This window comes from Novosphingobium sp. NFX11, assembly GCF_057376415.1.
On record NZ_CP080385.1, the window covers coordinates 741369 to 757824 of the forward strand.

General features: G+C 66.7%; 15 protein-coding genes and 1 pseudogene. 8 read left to right on the plus strand and 8 right to left on the minus strand.

Annotated elements, in window-relative coordinates; all coding sequences use genetic code 11:
* Positions 1 to 156 precede the first annotated feature (156 nt).
* The 3 genes from KZO24_RS21135 to KZO24_RS21145 form a co-directional block, all read right to left on the minus strand.
* Positions 157 to 891, minus strand: a complete 735-nt coding sequence (locus KZO24_RS21135) for a FadR/GntR family transcriptional regulator (RefSeq protein ID WP_271181445.1) — start codon at positions 889 to 891, stop codon at positions 157 to 159.
* A gap of 127 nt (positions 892 to 1018) precedes the next feature.
* A complete protein-coding gene (locus tag KZO24_RS21140) occupies positions 1019 to 3229 on the minus strand; it encodes a TonB-dependent receptor (RefSeq protein ID WP_430099016.1) in 2211 nt (736 codons plus the stop codon).
* A 182-nt stretch (positions 3230 to 3411) separates the two neighbouring features.
* Positions 3412 to 4071, minus strand: a complete 660-nt coding sequence (locus KZO24_RS21145; RefSeq protein WP_271181448.1) for a class II aldolase/adducin family protein — start codon at positions 4069 to 4071, stop codon at positions 3412 to 3414.
* Between the two features lie 112 nt (positions 4072 to 4183).
* On the opposite strand from KZO24_RS21145, the gene KZO24_RS21150 reads away from it, so the two are divergent.
* The 7 genes and pseudogenes from KZO24_RS21150 (at position 4184) to KZO24_RS21180 (ending at position 10709) form a co-directional block, all read left to right on the plus strand.
* The gene (locus tag KZO24_RS21150) at positions 4184 to 5461 is read left to right on the plus strand and encodes an aromatic ring-hydroxylating oxygenase subunit alpha (protein ID WP_271181449.1); all 1278 of its coding nucleotides are present in this window, start codon (positions 4184 to 4186) and stop codon (positions 5459 to 5461) included.
* Complete coding sequence (locus KZO24_RS21155; protein WP_271181450.1) at positions 5454 to 5957, plus strand: aromatic-ring-hydroxylating dioxygenase subunit beta; 504 nt, start codon at positions 5454 to 5456, stop codon at positions 5955 to 5957. Before KZO24_RS21150 ends, KZO24_RS21155 begins: the two co-directional genes overlap by 8 nt.
* Before the next feature lie 17 nt (positions 5958 to 5974).
* Positions 5975 to 6880, plus strand: a complete 906-nt coding sequence (locus KZO24_RS21160; protein WP_271181451.1) for a VOC family protein — start codon at positions 5975 to 5977, stop codon at positions 6878 to 6880.
* Positions 6873 to 7619 (plus strand): SDR family NAD(P)-dependent oxidoreductase, encoded by a 747-nt coding sequence (locus KZO24_RS21165; protein WP_271181452.1) that lies wholly within the window; start codon positions 6873 to 6875, stop codon positions 7617 to 7619. The genes KZO24_RS21160 and KZO24_RS21165 overlap by 8 nt, the downstream gene beginning before the upstream one ends.
* A gap of 19 nt (positions 7620 to 7638) precedes the next feature.
* The gene (locus tag KZO24_RS21170) at positions 7639 to 8487 is read left to right on the plus strand and encodes an alpha/beta fold hydrolase (protein WP_271181453.1); all 849 of its coding nucleotides are present in this window, start codon (positions 7639 to 7641) and stop codon (positions 8485 to 8487) included.
* 14 nt (positions 8488 to 8501) lie between these two features.
* Positions 8502 to 10087: pseudogene (locus KZO24_RS21175) on the plus strand (long-chain fatty acid--CoA ligase).
* Between the two features lie 13 nt (positions 10088 to 10100).
* Entirely contained in the window at positions 10101 to 10709 is a 609-nt protein-coding gene (locus tag KZO24_RS21180) for a TetR/AcrR family transcriptional regulator (RefSeq protein WP_271181455.1), read from the plus strand.
* A gap of 125 nt (positions 10710 to 10834) precedes the next feature.
* Here the strand turns inward: KZO24_RS21180 and KZO24_RS21185 are convergent, their stop codons facing one another.
* The gene (locus tag KZO24_RS21185) at positions 10835 to 11578 is read right to left on the minus strand and encodes a MerR family transcriptional regulator (protein WP_486487653.1); all 744 of its coding nucleotides are present in this window, start codon (positions 11576 to 11578) and stop codon (positions 10835 to 10837) included.
* Positions 11579 to 11704: 126 nt separating this feature from the next.
* On the opposite strand from KZO24_RS21185, the gene KZO24_RS21190 reads away from it, so the two are divergent.
* Entirely contained in the window at positions 11705 to 12820 is a 1116-nt protein-coding gene (locus tag KZO24_RS21190) for an alkane 1-monooxygenase (RefSeq protein ID WP_271181457.1), read from the plus strand.
* A gap of 122 nt (positions 12821 to 12942) precedes the next feature.
* Here the strand turns inward: KZO24_RS21190 and KZO24_RS21195 are convergent, their stop codons facing one another.
* The 4 genes from KZO24_RS21195 to KZO24_RS21210 all read right to left on the minus strand — a co-directional run bounded on the left by KZO24_RS21195 (position 12943) and on the right by KZO24_RS21210 (position 16444).
* Entirely contained in the window at positions 12943 to 13761 is an 819-nt protein-coding gene (locus KZO24_RS21195; RefSeq protein ID WP_486487654.1) for a tyrosine-protein phosphatase, read from the minus strand.
* A gap of 87 nt (positions 13762 to 13848) precedes the next feature.
* Positions 13849 to 14979 (minus strand): phosphotransferase family protein, encoded by a 1131-nt coding sequence (locus KZO24_RS21200; RefSeq protein WP_486487655.1) that lies wholly within the window; start codon positions 14977 to 14979, stop codon positions 13849 to 13851.
* The gene (locus tag KZO24_RS21205) at positions 14976 to 15482 is read right to left on the minus strand and encodes a hypothetical protein (RefSeq protein WP_271181460.1); all 507 of its coding nucleotides are present in this window, start codon (positions 15480 to 15482) and stop codon (positions 14976 to 14978) included. Before KZO24_RS21205 ends, KZO24_RS21200 begins: the two co-directional genes overlap by 4 nt.
* Positions 15479 to 16444: a DUF7064 domain-containing protein gene (locus KZO24_RS21210; protein WP_271181461.1), complete on the minus strand. Its 966-nt coding sequence runs from the start codon at positions 16442 to 16444 to the stop codon at positions 15479 to 15481. The genes KZO24_RS21205 and KZO24_RS21210 overlap by 4 nt, the downstream gene beginning before the upstream one ends.
* Positions 16445 to 16456 lie beyond the last annotated feature (12 nt).

Below are 16456 nucleotides of genomic sequence, written 5' to 3' on the forward strand. Positions count from 1 at the left end.
GCTGGTCAAGTAGAGATAGGCCTGAAAACCGAGCTTCTGCTCGGGCAGGATCGTCTGCCAGAACAGGGAATCCCGCATGCGGCCGCTGTCGTCGGCGGGGTGGCGCAGATGATCGCGGGGGAAAAGCGCGACATGAAATCTCCTTCGTGGGCTCGCTCAGGCGTCCGGCTTCGCTGCGCAGTTTACGCGGGAAAGGACATAGCGGGTGGTCTGCGCATAATGCGCCGTGAGGATACGCGCGGCCTCGGCCGCGTCGCGCGCCCGCAGCGCGGCGACGACGGCCCGCCGCGGGGCGACCAGTTCGATCTCGCTGGTCAGGCGGTAGACGCGCAGCACGTCGGCGACGATCTCGGCTACGGAATCGATCAGCATCGACAGCACGAGATTGTGCGAGGCCCGGCCCAGCACCTGGTTGAACTCCACCAGCGGATCGATCGTCGCCAGCGGATCGCCCACTTCCAGGCAGCGCACGGTTTCGGCGATATTGGCGTCGAAGGCGGCGAAATCCTCGTCATCGGCGCGCTGCGCGGCCAGTTCGGCAGCCTGCATCAGCAGATTGACGCGCACTGCCATCAGGTCTTCCAGCGGCATGCGGCCCAGCACGATCATGTCGCGGATCGACTGGCCGACCCCCTCGCCGCTACGCTCGCGCACGAAAGCGCCGCCGTTAACGCCTTTGGCGAAGCGCAGCACGCCGGACATTTCCAGCGTCCGCAACGCCTCGCGCACCGCATGGCGGCCGACATGAAAGGCTTCGGCCAGGGCGCGTTCGCTGGGTAGCCGGTCACCCGGATTGAGGCGCTGGGCGCCGATCTCGTCCAGGATGGCGTCGCGGACCCGTTCGAATATCCGTCGCCCGCCCGCGGCGCTCCCTTCGGCATGCATCGTCATGGGACTGCCCGCCTTGCTTCGCAGGTGCCGCGTTCGTTGGACGGTCGCCCGGCAGGCCGGGACCGGGCGCGAGGGTTCGATCCCTGCGCCACAGTCTCCACCCCATGCCTGCCGGGCCGCCCCCATGCTACATCGCCCAGCCCAGCGTCAGGCCGTAAGTGCGCGGCTGGCCGTAGATGCTGATGACCTGCCCCGGCAGCGCCAGCACCGTGCGGCGATAGTTCACGTCGAAGGCGTTCTGCACCCATGCGCTCAGGCGCCACTGGCCGGTGCGGAAGGTCACCCGCGCGTTGCTCAGCACATAGCCGTCTTCCGAGGTGAACGGGATCGTCGTGCCATAGGCAAGTTCGCCCTGTCCCGGTTCGTGGAAGAAGTCGCTGAGCATCGCCACGTCGCCGTGCAGCGTCAGGTCGCTGTCGCCGCCGGTGTGGATGGTGTAGTCCGAGCTGACGTTGACCGAATGCTTGGGCGCACGCACCATCGTGGTGCCCGAGAAGTCCAGCGCCCCGGTCGAGTAATCGAGGTACTTGGCGTCGGTATAGGCATAAGCCACCGCCACGCGGAAATCGCGGATCGGCTCCATCGTCACATCCAGTTCGGCGCCCTTGATCCGGCTCTTGCCCGCGTTGGTGATGAGCGACGGGGTCGATCCGTCCGGCAACTGCGTGACGCGCGAGACCTGCAGGTTCGAATAGTCGTAGCGGAAGACCGCCGCATTCGCCTGCAGCGCGCCGTTCAGCCACGTGCTCTTCACACCGATCTCGTACGCCTTGATCTTCTCGGGATCGAAGACTTCGGCCGCCTGCGCCGCCGTAAGCGGGGTGTACTGGTAGCCGCCCGACTTGAAGCCCTTGCTGAAGCTGGCATAGAAGTTGAGATCGCGGTTGGGCTGGTAGGCCAGCACGAACTTGGGATCGAACGAGGTGAACTTCTTGGTCGGGTTCACCTGATCGAAGTCGGCGCGAACCAGCGGCAGCGTGTCCGTGGTACGGCCGCCCAGCGTCGCCTTCTTGCGATCCTCGGTATAGCGCGCACCGGCGGTGAACTTGAGTTCGTTGCTGATGTTGAAGGTCGCCTGACCGAACCCGGCGATGCTCTTGGTGTCATAATGGCCGAAGGTCTGGTCGACCGATCCGGCCCCCGCGACGCTGTCCGCGCCGTAGCGGAAGAAGTCCTCGTGGTAGCTCTTGTCCTTGTAGAAGTAGACGCCGACGATCCAGTCTACCAGCCCGCCCAGCGACAGTGCGCCGTCATTGGCCGAGACGAAGCGCAGTTCCTGCGAGAACTGCTTGGAGTCCTCGTTGCTGATCTGGCGGATCACATCGAGGCTGGTGTTGTCGAAATCGCGGTCGTCGGTGTAGGTCATCTTGCGATAGGACGTGACCGAGACGAAATCGCCAACGTCGGTCGCCCAGTTGATCTTGCCGGTGAAGGCATCGATCTTGCGATCATAGAGCGGATCGGTGGTGTAGTACTGCTTGTAGGGATCGTCCGAAAGCTGCGGCACCAGACCGGCGCGGCCCAGCAGGATGCCGTAGGGATTGGTGGTGCTGCCGATGCTTTCGCCCTGGAACGAGCGGCCGGTATCGCGCGCGATCTCGCCGATCAGGTCGATCTTGATGGTCGAGGTCGGCTCGATCGCCAGACGCAGGCGGCCGCCCCAGTTGTTGACGCCCTGCGGGTGATTGCCGGTCGTCAGGTTGGTGATGTAGCCCTGCTGCTTGGTACGCCACGCCGCAATGCGGCCCTTGATGGCATCGCCTGCGATCGGGCCGGAGACGGCGCCGAACAGGTTGTAGCTGTCATAGTTGCCGACGCCTGCCTCGGCCTCGGCCTGGAAGTCGTCGGTCGGCCCCTTGGTGATGACGTTGACGGCGCCCGCGATCGTGTTGCGACCGTAAAGCGTGCCCTGCGGCCCCTTCAGCACCTCGACCCGCTCGATGTCCTTGAGCGCGCCGAGCACGCCGCCGGTGCGGCCCAGATAACTCTCGTCCACGAACACGCCGACCGAGGATTCCGAACCCGGATCGAACTGGCGCGTGCCGATGCCGCGAATGTAGAGCTGCGGGCGCGCAGAGCCGAAGCCGCCGGCGTAAAAGCCCGGCACGCGCGGCGCGATGTTGCTGATGTCCATGACGCCGGCGGCGACCAGCGCCTTGCTGTCGAGCGCGGAAATCGTGGCCGGAACGTCCTGCAGGCGTTCGGCACGGCGCTGCGCGGTGACGACGATGTCGCGCGAAGGGTCCGCCGCCGTATCCTGCGCCGCCTGATCCTGAGCAAACGCAACTTGCGGCATGGCGCATGCGGCAAGCAGAATCGTCCTGTACTTCAAGTTCATCCTCTTCCTCCCTCTGTTTGAGGTCCGCCCGGCCACCGTCTGTCGCGGCATCCCGGATTTGGTTGGACCATTTATCAAGCCCGATTCAAAATCGTCAAGCTGTTTATCAATTGCGAAATATTTCCAGCAATGTGTGATCGAAAAACAAGGAATTTTGCAAATGTTATGACCTTTTCCGAGGCCTACATTGAAATTAGCCAGTTCCACATTCTTTCGACGACTCCGCCTGACCAGACCTGCCGTGCGGCCGTTTCCTCGGCATTCAGACGGCCGCTTTCGGGGGCAAAGCCCATCATGCGCACGTCGCGCTCGATGCGGGCGGCGTCCTCGAGAAACCAGTTCAACACCGCCGCCTGCTCCAGCGTCTCCCCCGCAACGACGACGCCATTGCCGCGCAGGACGATGGCATTCCCCTCGCCCAGCGCCTCGGCGACGCGCGCCGCCGCCGCATCGTCGCGCAGCAGGCGGGGATCGCCCCACAAGGCGGGGCCCGGCGCGAAGTATGCACCGATGCCGTGGCGCGCGGCCGGGACGATCCCTTGCGTGGATAGCGCCATGAGCGCAGGCGGCATCGTCCGGCAGATCCCGCCAACGTCGGCGCGCCGCGCATAGATCGCCTGATGCACGCGCACTTCGCCCAGCACGCCTTCCGGCAAAGGCCCCGATATCGGCACGACGACGCCCGGCTCGTCCGAAACCAGCCCCATCGGCATCGCCGCGCAGACAAGGAAACTGTCTCCATCGAGCCGCGCCGAGCAATGCCCATAGGCATGCGCCAGCCCGCTGCGCCCCAGCGCCCGCGCGGCCTTGCGCACCAGATCCTGCCGCGCATTCGCCTCCATCGATCTCTCCCGCGTTGCCGGGTGTTGACCCCGGGTTCATCGCTTCTTACAAACCAAGTGCTCGGTTTGTTGATTCGTCTTGTAGCCGGGCCAATACGGGAGTCAACACGACATGGAGAGGATAACGACCGGGATCATCGATGATCCGGCGTCCAACAGGTTTCTCGTGCCGCGCCGGGTCTTCACCGACCGGGCGGTGTTCGAACGGGAATATGCCGCGATATTCGATACTTGCTGGCTGTACCTCGGCCACGCATCCGAACTGCCCGCGCCCGGCAGCTTCGTGACGCGCAAGGTGGCGCGGCGCCCGATCCTGTTCACCCGCGACCGCGACGGCGAATTCCACGCGCTGTTCAACGCCTGCCCCCATCGCGGCGCCACCGTATGCCGCGAGCGCAGCGGCAAGTCGCCGGCGTTCATGTGCCTCTACCACGGCTGGACTTTCGGTTCGGACGGGCACCTCAAGACGCTGCCCGGCTCCTCGGGCTATCCCGAGGGCTTCAAGACCGACCCGCAGAAGCAGATGGTCCACGTGCCGCGCATGGAGCGCTTCGGCGACTTCTTCTTCATCAGCTTCGCCCGCGACGGCGAGGATCTGGCGACGTACCTCGCCGGCGCGGGCGACTACCTCAAGCTGGTCTCCGAGCATTCCGCCAGCGGCATGCAGATCGTCGGCGGCACGCAGGAGTACGCCATTCGCGGCAACTGGAAGCTGCTCTCGGAAAACAGCTTCGACGGCTACCACGCCGCCTGCAACCACTCGACCTACCTCGAATACCTCAAGAGCGCGAACGGCGCCCTCTCCGCTACGCCGCTTGCGGGCGAGGCGTTCGACCTTGGCAACGGCCACGCCGTCGTCGAATATTCCGCGCCCTGGGGCCGCCCGATCGCCAGCTGGGTGCCGCTGTGGGGCGAGGAAGGAAAGGCCGAGATCGACGGCGTCTACGCCGAACTCGTCAGCCGTGTGGGCGCCCCGCGCGCCGACCGTATTGCGCGCAAGAACCGCAACATGGTGATCTTCCCCAACCTGGTGGTGAACGACATCATGGCGATCACCGTGCGCACCTATTTCCCCACCGCGCCCGATTACATGGAAATCAACGCCTGGGCCCTCGCCCCGCGCGAGGAAAGCGAGTGGCGGCGCAAGTACCGGCTCTACAACTTCACCGAGTTCCTCGGCCCCGGCGGCTTCGCGACGCCCGACGACGTGGAAGCGATCGAGAAGTGCCAGCAGGGCTACGCCACCGCCGGCGACGCGCTCTACAACGACATCTCCAAGGGCATGATCCGCTCCGACGCCCCCTCGTTCGACGACGAGGCGCAGATGCGCTGCTTCTGGCGCGAATGGGACCGCCGGGTCACGGCGGCGAAAGTGATGGCCGATGCCTGAGATGATCGACGACACCCTGATGCTGCGCCTGCGCGTGGAAGACCTGCTGTTCGAGGAGGCCGACCTGCTCGACAGCTGGCGGCTCAAGGAGTGGCTGGCGCTCTATACCGAGGACGCCTGGTATCATGTGCCGCCCAGCGACGTGGACGGCGATACCGCCGATCCTGACACCTCGCTGTTCTACATCATCGACGACGCCGTGCGCATGCGCGAGCGGGTTTCGCGCCTCTCCAAGATCGGCGCGCATTCCGAGCACCCGCGATCGAAAGTGCGCCACATCGTCTCGAACGTGCGCGTCCGCCGCGACGGCGCGGTGATCCGGGCGCGGTCCTCGTTCATCATCTACCGCAGCAAGGACATTACCAGCGACGCCTTCGTCGGCCACTACATCCACGAGATCGTCGAGCGGGACGGCGCCTTGCGCATCGCGGGCAAGAAGTGCGTCCTCGACATGGAAGCGCTGCGTCCACACGCGCGCATCAGCATCATCCTCTGACCGGCGGGAGAGACGCCATGGACCATCCCCTTCGCTTCGCCCGGCTGGGCTACTGCCGCCTGCACGCGCCCGATCTGGAGCGCAGCATCGGCTTCTACCGCGACGTCGTCGGCCTGACGCTGGCGCGTCGCGACGATACCGAGGCATGGCTGCGCTGCGGCGACAAGCCTTACGACATCGTGCTGGGCCAGGGCCCGGCGGGCCTCGCCGCCGTGGGCTTCGAGGTGGAAAGCGAGTCCGATCTCGACCGCGCCCACGCCATCGCCGAAACCCTCGATCTCTCGCCCCACTGGGCCGACGAGGCAACATGCGCGCGCATGCAGGTGCGCCGTTCGCTGCGCTTCACCGATCCGATCACCGGGATGGAGATCGACTTCTTCGCCGGGCTGGCGGTGACGGACGAACCGCTCGCCTCGCAGCTCACCAAGATCGTGCGGATGGGGCATGTCGTCATCAACGTTCATGACCTGAATGCTGCGCACAATTTCTGGGTGGAGACGCTCGGCTTCGCGGTGTCGGACCGGGTGGAGGGCATGGCCGAATGGCTGCGCTGCTGGCCCAATCCGCTGCATCACAGCCTGGCCCTGCTGCAGAGCCCGACCGGTGCCAACACGCTGCACCACGTCAACTTCATGGTGACGGACATCGACGATATCGGCCAGGCCATGAACCGCCTCAAGCGCGCCGAAGTACCGATCGTGTTCGGACCGGGCCGCCACCTGCCCTCGACCAGCGTGTTCCTCTATTTCCTCGACCCGGACGGCAACAGCGCCGAGTTCAGCTTCGGCATGGAACTGTTCGAGGAACAGGGCGCGCGGGGCCCCCGCGAACTGGAGCACAAGGCCGAAGTCATGGACACCTGGGGCGGCCGCCCCGACCCACGCTTCGGCAAGGGCAGTCCGGTGCTCGCCCGCCATGGCTGACGCACCGCTGGCGGGTCAGGTCGCCGTGGTCACCGGCGCCGGGCGCGGGATCGGCCGGGCCATCGCGCAGCGGCTGCGGGCGGACGGCGCGCGGCTGGTGGTGGCCGATCTCTCGCCCGATGTGGCCGAAGCGCTGGCCGGGGAACTCGGCGGGATCGGCTGCGGCGGCAATCTGGCGCAGGAGGCGGTCGCCCGCGCCCTCGTCGATACCGCGCTGGACACGCACGGCCGGATCGACATTCTGGTGAACAACGCGGGCGGCGGCATCATCGCGCCGTTCCTTGCGCACACGCCCGAAACCTTGCGCGAGACGTTAGACCGCAACTTGTGGTCGGCGCTGTGGATGTGCTGGCTGGCGCTGCCACACATGAAGCAGGCCAGGTACGGGCGCATCGTCAACATCGGCGCGGATTCGGTACGCAACGGCCTTGTCGACCATGCAGCATACAATGCAGCAAAAGGCGGCGTGCATGGCCTGACGACCGGCCTTGCCCGCGAATTCGCGCAAGGTGGGATCACCGTCAACACCGTCGCCCCCTGCGCCGTGCGCACCGAACAGTACGACGAGATCGAGGCGGTGAACCCCGATCTCATCCGCAAGGTCGTCGAGGTCATCCCGATGGGCCGCCCCGGCACCGTGGCGGAAGTCGCCTCGATGGTCGCCCACCTTGCCAGCCCCGCCGCGGCGTTCGTGACCGGACAGGTCATCAGCGTCAACGGCGGCACCACCATGCTATAAGCCTTCTGGGAGAACGATGATGAGCACGGATTCCGCAACCTTGAGCAACCCCGAGATCGGCGAGCGCGTCGACGTGGGCGGCATCGGCACCAACTATATCGTGGCGGGTGAAGGTGATCCGCTGATCCTCATCCACGGCTCCGGTCCCGGCGTTACCGCCTATGCCAACTGGCGCGGAGTGATCCCCGATCTGGCGCAGCATTTCCGCTGCTACGCGCCCGACACGCTGGGGTTCGGCTACACCGATTTCCCCGAGGACATCGCCGGGTTCGACATGGACCGCTGGATCGCGCACCTGACCGGCTTCATGGACGCGCTGGGCATCGAGCGCGCGCATTTCATCGGCAACAGCTATGGCGGCGCGCTGGCGCTGGCGCTGGCGACGCGGCACCCCGAGCGGGTCGGCCGCCTGGTGCTGATGGGCGCGGCGGGCGTGCACTTCGAGGTGACGGAGGGCCTGCGCAAGGTCTGGGGTTACGAACCCTCGGTCGAGGCAATGCGCGACCTCATGACCACTTTCGCCTTCGACCCCGCGCTGGTGAAGGACGAGATCGTGCGATCCCGCTTCGAGGCCAGCGTGCGCCCCGGCGCGCAGGAGGCGTTCTCCAGCCTGTTCCCCGAGCCGCGCCAGCGCTGGCTGGAAGCCCTCGCCACCGACGAGGCCAAGCTGGCCGCCCTGCCGCATGAAGTGCTGATCGTCCATGGCCGCGAGGACGTGATCGTCCCGCATGCCGTGTCGGAGCGCTTCCACCAGCTCATCCCCAACAGCGAACTGCACCTGTTCGGCCAGTGCGGCCACTGGACGCAGATCGAGAAGCGCGAACGTTTCGTGGCGCTGGTGACACCCTTCCTGAAAGGCCCGCAATGACCATACCCGGCTCGATGCAGGCGCGCCCGCTCGCCATCATCGACATATTGCGCTTTGCCGCAAGCGCGCACGCCACGCGCGAGATCGTCTCGCGCAACGTGGACGAGCCGCTGTGGCGTTACGACTATGCCGCCTGCCTGCGCCGCGCCGCGCAGGCGGCGGGGATGCTGGCCGCTGGGGGCGTCGCCTCGGGGGACCGAGTGACGTCGCTGGCGTGGAACACGCACCGGCATTTCGAGCTGTTCTTCGCGGTCCCCGGCATGGGCGCAGTGCTGCACACCGCCAACCCGCGCCTGCCCGACGAGCATCTGGTCTACACCATCAACCACGCGGGCAGCCGCGTGCTGCTGCTGGACCGCAACATGGCGGCGACAGTCGCGCGCATCCGCGACCGGCTGGAGCATGTCGAACGCCTGATCGTGCTGTCCGACCGGACCTGCGAGGGCATCGAAAGCTACGAAGACCTGATCGCCCCTCACCCGGACGCGCTGGACTGGCCCGGCTTCGATGAAAATGCTGCGGCCTTCCTGTGCTACACTTCAGGCACCACGGGCGATCCCAAGGGCGTGCTCTATTCGCACCGCTCGACCGTGCTGCATGCGCTGGCCGGCGGACTGTCGGGCAGCATGGGGTTCAGCGCCTTCGACGTGGTGATGCCGTGCCAGTCGCTCTACCATGCGACGGCGTGGGGCCTGCCATTCGCAGGGGCCATCAACGGGGCCAAGTTCGTGCTCCCCGCCGACCGCATGGACGGCGCCTCGCTCGACGAACTGGTCCGCAGCGAAGGCGTCACCTTCTCCGGCGGGGTGCCGACGATCTGGACGATGTACCTCGACCACCTCGACCGCACCGGGGGAGACACCGGCACGCTGGAGCGCGTGTTCATCGCCGGATCGGCGGTGCCGCGCGACATGGCGGTGGCCTTCGACCGGCGCGGCGTCGCGGTGCGCCAGATGTGGGGCATGACCGAGACGAGCCCGCTAGGCGTCGTCTCCGCGCTCACCCCGCCCTCGCCGAGCTTGGCGAGGAGGACGCGCGCGAACGGATCTGGACGCGGCAGGGACGCATGCTGTTCGGGATCGAGATCGAGATCGTCGATGCGGAAGGCGCGCCGCTGCCCCACGATGGCGAGACCTCCGGCGCGCTGATGGTGCGCGGACCGTGGGTGCTGGACCACTACTACCGCACCGAGGAAAGCGCCTGCGACGCGCAGGGCTGGTTCGATACTGGCGATATCGCCACGATCGACCGCTTCGGCTTCATGCGCATCACCGACCGCACCAAGGACGTCATCAAGTCCGGCGGCGAGTGGATCAGTTCGATCGACCTGGAGAACACCGCCGCAGGCTGCCCCGGCGTGAAGGTCGCCGCCGTCGCCGGGGTGCCGCATCCCAAGTGGGAGGAACGCCCGATCCTGCTGGTCGAGGCGCACGAGGGCGTCGCGCTGTCCGAGGCGCAAGTGCTCGATCATCTGTCCGCACGGGTGGCGAAATGGTGGATGCCCGACCGCGTGATCTTCGCAAGCGTGCCGCTGACCGCTACGGGCAAGATCGACAAGAAGGTGATCCGCGACACCTATCGCGATATCCTTGTCTGTTGAGGAGGACCCGCGATTGCCGACAGCCCCTAAACCGCGCCGCACTCAGGCGGAACGCAGCGAGGCGATGCGCGCCCGCCTCGCCGCTGCGGCTTACGAGACGATCGCGCAAGGCGGCTTCAATGCCCTGCGCATGCGCAACGTGGCGCAGGCGGCGGGCGTCTCGCAAGGCGCGCTGATGCACCACTTCCCGGACAAGAACGCGCTGGTTCTCGCCGCCGTGGAGCAGGCGCTGGCGCTGGCCGAGCAGGACAGCGGCGTCGGCGACCTCGCGCCCGATGCATCGCCCGAAGCGGTGCTGCGCGCGCTGCTGGACGACCTGCACGGGTTCTTCTTCAGCGACCGCTTCTGGGTGGCCATCGGCATGACCATGGAAGCGGCCAAGGACGCGGAATTCTACCCCGTCCTGCGCGGCAGCGTCAGCGGGCTGCGCACGCCGGTCTATGAAGGCTGGAAAAAGCGCCTCGCCGCCGCAGGCTGGAGCGAGGAGGAAGCGCAAGGGGCGGTGCGCTCGGCGGCGGCGATGATCTCGGGCTTCTCGATCCGCCGCTTCTGGGCGGAACCCGATGCGCTGGAGGAAACCCTGACGCAGCAGTGGATCGCCGAGCGACTGGCGCGGCGCTGAACCCACCGTCGTCATTGCGAGCGCAGCGAAGCAATCCAGGGCGGCCTTGAACTGCCCTGGATTGCTTCGCTGCGCTCGCAATGACGAAAGACGGGGACGACGAAAGACGGGGACGACAAAGAGGTTCAGCCCTTCGCGCGAGGCGCGCGGGGCAGCTTCTTCACCTTGATCCCGGCGCCATCGCGGGTGCGCTCGCCGATCATGCGCAGGAACGCGCGCTGGCGCAGGATGCCGAAGAAATCGAGCATCGAGGGCAGCGCCACTTCCAGCATCGCCGCAGCCTCATCCTCGCCCATCTGGCCTTCGACCTGTTCGAGGAACAGCTTCGCCTCGTTCGCCGCGACGAATTCGGACGCCTTGACGTAGTAGTCGAGGATGTCGGGCGGGAAGCCGTGCTCCTCGTCGAAGCCGACGCTGCGCATGCGGCTCCAGATGTTAAGCAGTTCGGCATCGGTGATGCTGATCATCGGGCCGTCCTCGCCCTCGGCCAGTTCGATGATCTCCAGCTTCGCCAGCGCGCGGGCATCGCCCGGCGCCTTGGGGTTCTGTTCCGCGAGCGTCGCCAGCGACAGGTAGCCCTTGCGCACGCCGACGCGGCCGGACACCAGTTCCTCCAGATGGCCGAGCGCGTTGGCACCGATCTGCGTCGACCCGTTCTGCCCGCTGAGCGCCGCCTTGATCTGCGGCAGGGTCATGCGCAGATCCTGCTGCAGCTTGCGCACCGCGAGAATCGCGCGGACGTGCTCCTCGCCGTAATCGGCCACGTTGCGCGCCGGACGGTGCGGATCGGGGAGCAGCCCGGCACGGAACAGCACGCGGATGGTTTCGCGGTTCACACCGGTACGGGCTTCCAGATCACGCATTTTCATGGGCCTTCCATACGCATTCCAAGCGGGAATGTCTTGGCCGACCGAGATGCAATTTCACGGATTGCCATAACGCATTTTTTGCGTATAAATATAACGCAATTATTGAGCATTCCTGTGGAGAGGAACATGGACTACTCGCGCTACTATCTGGGCGTGCTGTTGCAGGTGGCGGTGATCGCCAGTTTCATCGTCGGCGGGCCGTGGGTCTGGGTCGGCATCGCCAGCCTGCCCGCGTTCGGCCTTGTCGACAGCGTGCTGCCCAACGACTTTCGCGCCCGCCGCATCCGGCATGAAGGGCTGGTCGAGATCCCCGTGTGGCTCTGCGCGCTGCTGGGTCCGGTGATCTACCTTGCCGCCGCTTACTGGGCCGCACGCAATCCCGGCGCGAGCGGGTGGGAATATGCGGGCGTCATCGCCTCGTGCGCGTGGCTTAGCGTGATCCCGCTGGTCCCCGCAACGCACGAACTGTACCACCAGCGCGGCAAGCTGCGCCGCCTCGTCGGGCGCTACTGCCAGGTCTGCTACCTCGACGCCACGCGCGAGATCGCGCACGTGGTGGGCCACCACATCCACGTCGCCACCACGCTCGACGGCGACACCGCGCCGCGCGGCACCAGCCTCTACGCCTTCACCCCGCGCGCGGTGGTGGAGAGCACGAAGGAAGCGTGGCGCTCGGAAAGCGACAATCTGGAGAAGATGGGCAAGGGCCGCTGGTCGATCGGCCACCGGGTATACCGCGCGGCGCTGGTGCTGCTGGCGTTCCACGCGATCCTGTTCGCGATCGGCGGCTGGCGCGCAAACGCCGTGGCGCTGGCCGGGATGATCGGCGCGCGGTTCTGGATCGAGAGCTTCAACTACTTCCAGCACTACGGTCTTATCCGGATTCCCGGCACCCAGATCGACCGCCGCCATGTGTGGAACCATCTGAAGCCGATCTCGCGCGTGATGGGCTTCGAGATCACCAACCACGCCGATCACCACACCAACAGCTTCGCGGCGTTCTACGAACTGGTGCCCGATCGGCAGTGGATCCCGATGCCGAGCGTGTTCGTGTGCTTCTTCTCGGCGCTGATCCCGCCCTTGTGGCACCACAAGGTCATCATGCCCGCGCTGCGCCGCTGGGACAACGAGATGGCCTCTCCCGCCGAGCGCGAACTGGCACGCGAACAGAACCGCCGTGCCGGATGGCCCGACTGGTTCGAGGACAAGCCCGTGGCCGAAGGACAGATGGCGGCGGCGTAAGGCCCCTTCGTCATTGCGAGCGCAGCGAAGCAATTCAGGGCCGCGTAAACCGCCCTGGATTGCTTCGCTGCGCTCGCAATGACGAGGAGGTGGCCTTTGAGTGGCAGCCTCGCCGCTCCGGATCAGGCCTGCAATCGCTGCCCGATCCGGTCCATGGCTCCCGATGGAAGCCCCGCCATCGCCTCAAGGTAGGCTGCGGGGCTTGCGCTGATCTCGCCGATCTTGGCGAGGCCGGCTTCCAGATACTCCGGCCGCACCGACATGGCTTCTTCCAGCACCCATTGCGAACCGCGAGCACGATCCTTGCCGAGCAGCGCGTCGAGCCCGGACTCGATGCGCTCCGGTCCCATGGCGTTGGTCAGCAGGTAGTCGTGGAACACGTCGTCGCGGTGGACACCGAGCGCGATTTGCACCAGCGCGACCGCCAGCCCGGTGCGGTCCTTTCCGGCGAAACAGTGGATCAGGGTGGCGCCGTCGTCCTGGTCCAGCGCGGTCACCAGATGGCCCATGGATTCGCGAAAGCGCGGGCTGTCGGGCAGGATGCGGTAGATCCGTGTCATATGCGCGACGACTTCCTCGATCGTCGTCATCTTCAGGAACGCGGCGACGGCGTGGGGGATCGTTTCGTCATGGGCGGTCGCCCGGCGGATCGCACCGGCATAGCCGTCGAAGGCCCCGCCCCTTTCGAGCGTGCACTCCGAACCGGCGCGCAAGTCGATGATCGTCGCCACGCCGAGCGCGGACAGGATGCCCTCGAACCCCGCCCCCGCCGCTTCGAGCTGGCCCGAACGCAGCAGGCGCCCGGGCTTGAGCCGGGCGCCGGTGGCGGTGGCATAGCCGCCGAAGTCACGCAGGTTGTGGACGGGCGAGCCCGCCGGAAACGCGCCCTGAAGAACCGGGGGGTGCCGGTGGCCGGCTGGCTGTTCGATGTCATCACGCAAGAATCCCGTTGCTGGATTTCGAGGGGCCTTCTGGCAGCTTCGGCGCCTCGGGGTCAACGAAATGGTACATGGATTTACGATTTCCCGTCAGTGCCGCCCCTTCTCCAGCAGTGCGGTCAGGTGGCTCAGCACCACATGGGCGGAGGTCGCCAGCCAGCTGAGCAGTGCGTCCTGATGGTTGTTGCCGTCGCGCGCGGCGGTGAGGCAGCTGGAGAGGTCGATCACCGCGCATTTCCACGCGGCGAGCACGTCGTAGAAGAACAGCGCGGCCGGATCGACCGTGCGGCCCGAGGCATTTTCGTAGGCGGACAGGAATTCGTCCCGCCGGAACAGGCCCGATATCATCGTCTCGCCATCGGCACCCCGGTTGGCAAAAATGGGCTGGAGATTCCAGGCGAGGTCCTCGTGGAAGTCGCCGACGTGCGCCAGTTCCCAGTCGAGGATGGCGGTGACTTCGCCGCCCGCAGGGTCGAACAGGTAATTGCCGGTGCGGTAGTCTCCGTGGACCAGCACCGGGTCGGTGCAAGCAGGCAGGTTCTCGCGCAGCCAGCATTCGGCCAGCGCCATGATCGGGAAGGCATCGACGACGTCATCCGCCCAGACCTTGCCCCACCAGTTGACCTGCCGCAGCGCCATTTCGTGCGGGTCTCCGCCCGGCATCGCGAAGTCCGGCAGCGCGGCGGCGCGATAGTCGAAGCCATGGATGCACACGAGGTTGTCGATGAAGGCGGGCGCCAGCAGCGCGATCCAGTGCGCGTCGAAATCGGTGCGCAGACCCGATACGGAGGCGGCGGCCTGCGGCGGCTTGGCGACGCCGGGCACGAACGTCGTGACCAGCGCGGGCAGGCCGAAGGTGGCGCCGTCGATATCGGCATGGCGCACCTCGGGCACCGGCACGACCCCATGCATCGCACGCAGCACCTGATCCTCGCGGCGGCGGCATGTCTCGATGAGGCCCTCCAGCGGGTCCATGCGCAGGACGAGGCGCTCGCCGCCGTGGTCGAACACGAACTGCTCCTTGGAAGCACCGCCCGCCATGCGCCGCAGGCCCGAGATGCTGCCGGGGCCGTACAGGCTTTCGAGCGAGGCGGTGACCTGCGCGATGCTGCGCGGGATATAGGGCCCGGTGAGGCGGCGGGCCTTCTTCTCCTCGAGGATGGCGAAGATGCGAGGTTCGATGGCCACGCAGGTATCGGTGGTTTCGGCGGTCAGGATCACCGGGCGGTCTCCATGGTCAGGTTCGCGATGCTGTGCAGTTCGGCGGGGTTGAGGTCGAAACCGCTGGCGGCGAACCACGAACGATCGCGCAGCGACTGCCGCGTGCTGAAGGCAAGGACGGCATGGTGCAACGCCTCGCGAAAGGCGGGATCGCCATCCCTCGCGGCGGCGCGCACGAGGCTGTCGGTCGCGCGCATCACCGCCTTGTAGTGCGCTTCCGCCCCGCCGCCCGGCGCGCGCGCCTCGGCCAGATCGGCGGCGGCGGCGCGGGTGGCCGGGCCGCCGGAGGGCGCCAGCCCCTCCAGCGTCGCCTCGAGATCGGCAAGGCAGGTGCGCGCATAGCTTTCCGCCTTGCTCCACTGGATCGCCAGCAGGCGCAGGTGCCCGACGATCAGCGCCGCCTGCTCTGCGGCCAGGCTGTTGAGCGGATCGATCGCCGGGCGCACCACGTCCTCCATGGCGCGCACCATCGAGGCGATCCTGAGGTCGATGTCAGGCGTCATGCCAGATCGCTGCGCAGGCGATTGAGCGGGAAGCCCTCAAGGTACGTGCCCACGCCGATCGCCCCGTCGCTGCGGTGCCAGCGCGCCATCGTGATCGGCGAGAGGTTGTTGCCGTAAGGCACCCACGGGTGATGGACCAGCACGGAGCCCGAGACGGTATGTTCGCGGTCGTCGCGATCGACGATCGTCATCTCCATCGTCGTGGGGAACAGCCCCGGCCGGTGCGTGCGGACCGAGCCCGCCTTGGCCCCGCGCACTTCGCCGCCCACCAGCGCATAGCCGTGCTTGAAGACGTGCTGCTGCCCCACCGGCGCGGTGCGATCGACCGAGAAGATGCCGTGGAGCGCCAGCCCATCGTCGAAATGGGCATTGGCCCACAGGATCGGATGGAAGCCGTTCTCGGGACGCGGCCCCCAGCTGTGGTCCATGGTCGAGACGCAGTCGATCGCATGGGTCCGCCCGCCCAGCGAGAGCGAGCCCTTCATCCGCACCGTCATGTCGAAGTGCGCCGAATAGGCCGTCCCGAAGCCCGAGTTCGCCACCGCCGCCGCCGCGTCCGCCACGGCCATCGGGTCCATTGCGGGGTCGTGGATGTCGTAGGGCTCCATCAGCGCGGTGGCCTCGATGTGCAGCTTCACGCCGCCCGCATCGTAGTCGAGCACGTAGTCGCGGATCGAGGTGGCCTTGAACGACAGGCCGGTTTCCAGCCGGAAATCCTCGGCCCTATCCACCAGCGGGTTGTGGTTGATGAGGTCGATGTAGACCGCATCGTCGGCGCTGAACCCTGCCCGGTCGATGATCTCGATGTCGCTCACCGTCGCGCCCACTCCGGCGCGGTGGACGATGTAGATGAAGCCGAAGATGTTGGCCTCGGGAATGTAGAAGTTGAAGTATCCGGTCTCGGCCCAGTCGGCGCGGCTGACGTCGGGAAGGTGCAGGCGGGTGTCCGCATCGGTAATCATGCGTCTCTCTCC